Source organism: Verrucomicrobiota bacterium, from assembly GCA_037139415.1.
Taxonomy (GTDB): Bacteria; Verrucomicrobiota; Verrucomicrobiia; order Limisphaerales; family Fontisphaeraceae; genus JBAXGN01.
This window is the reverse complement of sequence record JBAXGN010000323.1, coordinates 1-4,024: the sequence shown is the minus strand read 5'-3', so window position 1 is coordinate 4,024 and position 4,024 is coordinate 1. Positions and strand designations below refer to the sequence as shown.

Here is a 4,024-nt window from a genome sequence, read left to right as displayed (position 1 = left end):
AGCCCCTTGGGATCCATGAAACGTTTCCAGATTTCCTGGTGGGCCGCTTCAATGCGCTGGAATGTCTCACCTGAAATGGAATTTGTTTTTGCTAGCCCATGCTGGTAGACAAGCAAGGGCACCAGCACAACCAATTTTATAATTTGTCTCATTGTGTTCAATGGTTCACCGTCTCGTTCTTCGTCAGCGTCAGCATAATACGTGCATTCGGCAAAGAACCTGTCAAATATTTATTGGAAAAATTATGTCCCGTATTGTCGTGAACTGGCGTGAATAGTGTCACTATTGACCAACATGAAAACCCGCCAAACGCAAAAGGAAGTGACCTCCTGGAAAACAGAGCGTTCACCGGCAAATCGCATTCAACCTCGGCATTTGCCGCTCTGAGGACGACGTGAGATGCGCGTTGGAAGGCACCCTGCGGAAAACTGGCATCTGGATCAGGCCGCTTATTGTTTGAGTGGCGCGATCTGGACATTCTTGAGTTCGACACCTTCCGTGCGGAAAACCACCTTCCGCACGGTTAAATCCGGACGATAGGAAATCATCGTGCGCTGGCCCGCGATTTCGGCATCCACCAGCAAACCACCAAGCTTATCATCGCCCTTCACCATCACGCAAACCGTGAACGGTTTCTCGACGCCAATCAGATTTTCGATGGCGTAATTGCCAGCCGACTGCGGCGCTCCGCCTTCGCGCAGAGACTTCTGTTTGCCCGCGAAGTGTTCCAATGACCCCGGACCGAATTGCGCGCGCAGATCATCCAGCCGAATCTGCAATTCGCAGGCCGCCTGCTCACCATTCTCCGGCAGGAAGGAAATACCGAACTTGCCTTGCTTCACCTCGGCGGGCTGAACATTAAAGGTCAGCAGGAACGATTTACGCTCGGTCGGAAATGTCGTGGTTTCGGCAATCTTTGCCGCAAGCGTTTTAGGTCTGTCGGTTTGCGGCGCTATTTCCCGCATCCACTTCGAGCCAATTCGGCCGTCGGGGAATTGAACCAGCTCGCGGATGACCAGCGGGCCGCCCCAACCGCGGATGGGAATCCACGCCGCCATCAGGAAACGGCCACCGGTGATTTCGGTAATCGCTGGAACGTTTGCGCCATCGTAGAAGTCGAGCCCTTTGCGAACCACATCGTCATACGCCGAATCCGGCGCATCGGCGGGTTTCGACCAGAGGTTCTTAAAGCCGCCAATGATGTAATCAAACTTGCCCCAGCGGAAGAAGAAGGTGCAGTCGCCTCCCAGCGGAAAGTCCGGACTGATGCAGTGCCAGCCGCCGTCTACCGAATCGGATTCCCAAATACCCTTCGATCCCGCATTTGCGAGCATGCGCAGCTTACCGCTGGGGTCGGTATAGACACTGGGGTTTTGGCAGGGGTGGAACATCATCCCCGATTTCTGGAAGTTCGCAATGCCATCCGCGCTGACAGAGTAAGTTGAGCCGGCAGGCACACCAGGCGTGGTGGCGCGTTTGAATTCGCCCGTGCGTCCGTTCTGCTTCAGGTATTCCTTCTGCGCGGGCCACGTGGTCTTTGCTTCCGGATAAATGCGCCCGGTGTGCAGACCGTAGCTGAGATAAAACTTATTGCTGAAGACGAACGGAGTGCCGGTGCCGATGCATTCCCATTGTTCATCGAGCGGCGTCGCGGCCTCATGTTCGGTCCACGTCTTGAAGTCGGTGGTGGAGAGGTGTTCAAAGTAGTGCGCGCCTTTGCCGAACTTGCTGGCGTGATGGCGGCGGTCGTACAAATAGAACACGTGATAGCGTCCCTGGTGGAAGAACGTCACGACATCGCCCACCCAACTGTTGTGGCCTGGAGGCGTCCAGTATTGGATTGGTGAAGTGCGGACTGGCTTCGCCGGTTTCGGCTCGGGCGTGATTCTCGGTACATAAATCGCCGCTTTCTTTACATACTCCGGGTCCAGTTTCCACCTGTTCGTCTCTGCCCATTGCGGATACCCAAACGGAAAATCATTGTCGAGCAATTCGCCGTCCACATATATCGTCCAACGCACGCCGGAGAAGTTAAGGATAACTTCGTGTTCGCCATCAGGCTTTTTGAGCATGGCGAGCGGAATGCCGATGGTCATATTCGTCCAGTCGGTATGTTCGGTGGAATGGAGCTCCATTGTCGCCTCGAGAACCGGCACTGAACCATCAGGCATCCTGAACGCCGGGTAATTTTGTCGCTTGCGGTCGAGCGGATCGTGCTGACGCAGATGGACGCTGAGCACGTTCGGTATTTCGAGGATGTTTTTTTCTCCGTCGAACTTCCACAAGTCCACTGATAACTTGACCGTGAAGCCGTTGGTCGGACTCGCCGATACTGCAAACGCAGCCTGCGGCACCTGCGCGGTGAGCGTACACTGCGGGGGGTGCGCCGGGTTGAAAAACCACAAGAAGGTCAATAGCTCGATCATGGTGGAAAGTCAGGGTTGGTTGTTTTGGATGGTTTTAGGGCTGGGCAATGAGCATTTGTGCTGCGGGAATTTCGATCCGGATAGCCGAGCCATAGCTCAAACCGGCGACGAACGGCAGCAGCAATTCCAGCACATCCGTCACACCGATGCGCCGCAGCACGGTGGCCGATTCTTCGCGGCGGCCCACCATCACCAGCCAGCGCGGACTGCGTGGAATGAAGAACATAAAAATTGGAAACAGCCATGCAGATGGCATTGACCGGCAACTTAGGAACCGCAGCCCCAAGAGAGGGCGGGGTGGAGTCAGCAGTTGCCAGCGACCACTCATCCGTCTTCGGCGACCTGATTTTTGCACTTATTTGCACTTTATTACACCTTTCTGCACTTTTCTGCACCATCTTTGTGTGACGCTAGTTCGTTGAGAGTTAACAGTTGATGGTTGAGAGGTGGGACAGCAATGGACCAAAACTGAACAAAATCGGTACGGTGTTCACTTTTGACCGACCGGTGTTCGAGAGCGGGACGAGTTGCCCGTGGCGCAATAGACTCATGTAATTCGGCAAATTATTGTTGTTAAGCAACTTATGACTTTAAACAAGGGCGAATGCGGCGCGGAATCGGGGCCGTGAGTCGCGGGAATTGTTGGATAAAACCGATCCAAAACCGGTACGTTTCTGAACAAAACTGAACAAAACTGAACGAAATCGGTACGTTTCTGAACGGTTTCTGAACGATTTCTGACCACCAGAAAGCACCGGAAAGCACCAGAAACCACCCGCGAGCACCCAAAATGAAATTTTGCTGAAAAACTGCCGTGGCTGAAAAATAGGGGAAACGGAACATGGCAAAAATATTTACTGGCATAAAAATTTGGGAATGGTGTCATCGGTGAAACTTTACCAAAGGTTTACTATTTCTTTACCAGATTCTTTACCAGATTCGGGAATTTGGCAGTGGCCGGGGGCTTTGCCCGCGAAACACGCGAAACAACGCGAATGGGGATGCAAGCCCCGTTCAAACTGGTCACCATCTCAGTGACTGATCTATTCATTGGCGCCTTTCTTTTAGGAGGGGGTTCATGGTTCCCTCCGGGTTGTCCCTGGACACACAAGGGCAAGGGACTGGTTATCGGTTAATGGTTATCAGTTGTTATTAATTGAGTTTTAATAGATCCCTTCCTCACCGAGAAAGGCCCGAGCAAACGGGGACTACTGGCCCGCCTCTGGAGGGTTTTCGCCGGTCAAGCAACACGACACGGCCGTGCCGATTGACGATATAACTTATACGCTATTCCGGCTGGGAATGCAATGGGGAAAATTAACAAAAAAGGGGAAAAGTTTGAAGGAAAATGGGGAGGCACCGACATGGCAGATAAACAAATGCGGATTTCGGAATGCGGAGTGAATTTGCAGAAAAATGGGGAAACACCGACATGGCAAAAAGATTAGCTGGCATAAAAATTGGAACCCAATTCCTTTTGCATAAAAATGAACCGGCAGAAAGATGGGGAAACCGGACATGGCAGATAAACAAATGCGGATTTCGGATTTCGGAATGCGGAGTGAATTTGCAGAAAAATGGGGAAACACCGACATGGC

4 protein-coding genes are annotated in these 4,024 nt (G+C 52.6%); 1 reads left to right on the top strand and 3 read right to left on the bottom strand.

Features of this window, described 5'->3' with window-relative positions:
- Window positions 1-449 precede the first annotated feature (449 nt).
- The 3 genes from WCO56_29145 to WCO56_29135 form a co-directional block, all read right to left on the bottom strand.
- Window positions 450-2,426 carry a hypothetical protein gene (locus WCO56_29145; GenBank protein MEI7733667.1) on the bottom strand — a complete coding sequence of 659 codons (1,977 nt, stop codon included), beginning with the start codon at window positions 2,424-2,426 and terminating at the stop codon, window positions 450-452.
- A 34-nt stretch (window positions 2,427-2,460) separates the two neighbouring features.
- On the bottom strand, window positions 2,461-2,754 hold the full coding sequence (locus tag WCO56_29140) for an MFS transporter (GenBank protein MEI7733666.1): 294 nt from the start codon (window positions 2,752-2,754) through the stop codon (window positions 2,461-2,463).
- A 254-nt stretch (window positions 2,755-3,008) separates the two neighbouring features.
- Window positions 3,009-3,290, bottom strand: a complete 282-nt coding sequence (locus WCO56_29135) for a hypothetical protein (GenBank protein ID MEI7733665.1) — start codon at window positions 3,288-3,290, stop codon at window positions 3,009-3,011.
- 443 nt (window positions 3,291-3,733) lie between these two features.
- On the opposite strand from WCO56_29135, the gene WCO56_29130 reads away from it, so the two are divergent.
- Window positions 3,734-3,874, top strand: coding sequence for a hypothetical protein (locus WCO56_29130; GenBank protein MEI7733664.1), 141 nt, complete (start codon window positions 3,734-3,736; stop codon window positions 3,872-3,874).
- Window positions 3,875-4,024: the final 150 nt, after the last annotated feature.

Coding starts and splice junctions, on each gene's coding strand:
- WCO56_29145 (MEI7733667.1), bottom strand. CDS start 2,426: ATGATCGAGCTATTGACCTTCTTGTGGTTTTTCAACCCGGCGCACCCC.
- WCO56_29140 (MEI7733666.1), bottom strand. CDS start 2,754: ATGAGTGGTCGCTGGCAACTGCTGACTCCACCCCGCCCTCTCTTGGGG.
- WCO56_29135 (MEI7733665.1), bottom strand. CDS start 3,290: ATGCCAGTAAATATTTTTGCCATGTTCCGTTTCCCCTATTTTTCAGCC.
- WCO56_29130 (MEI7733664.1), top strand. CDS start 3,734: ATGGGGAAAATTAACAAAAAAGGGGAAAAGTTTGAAGGAAAATGGGGA.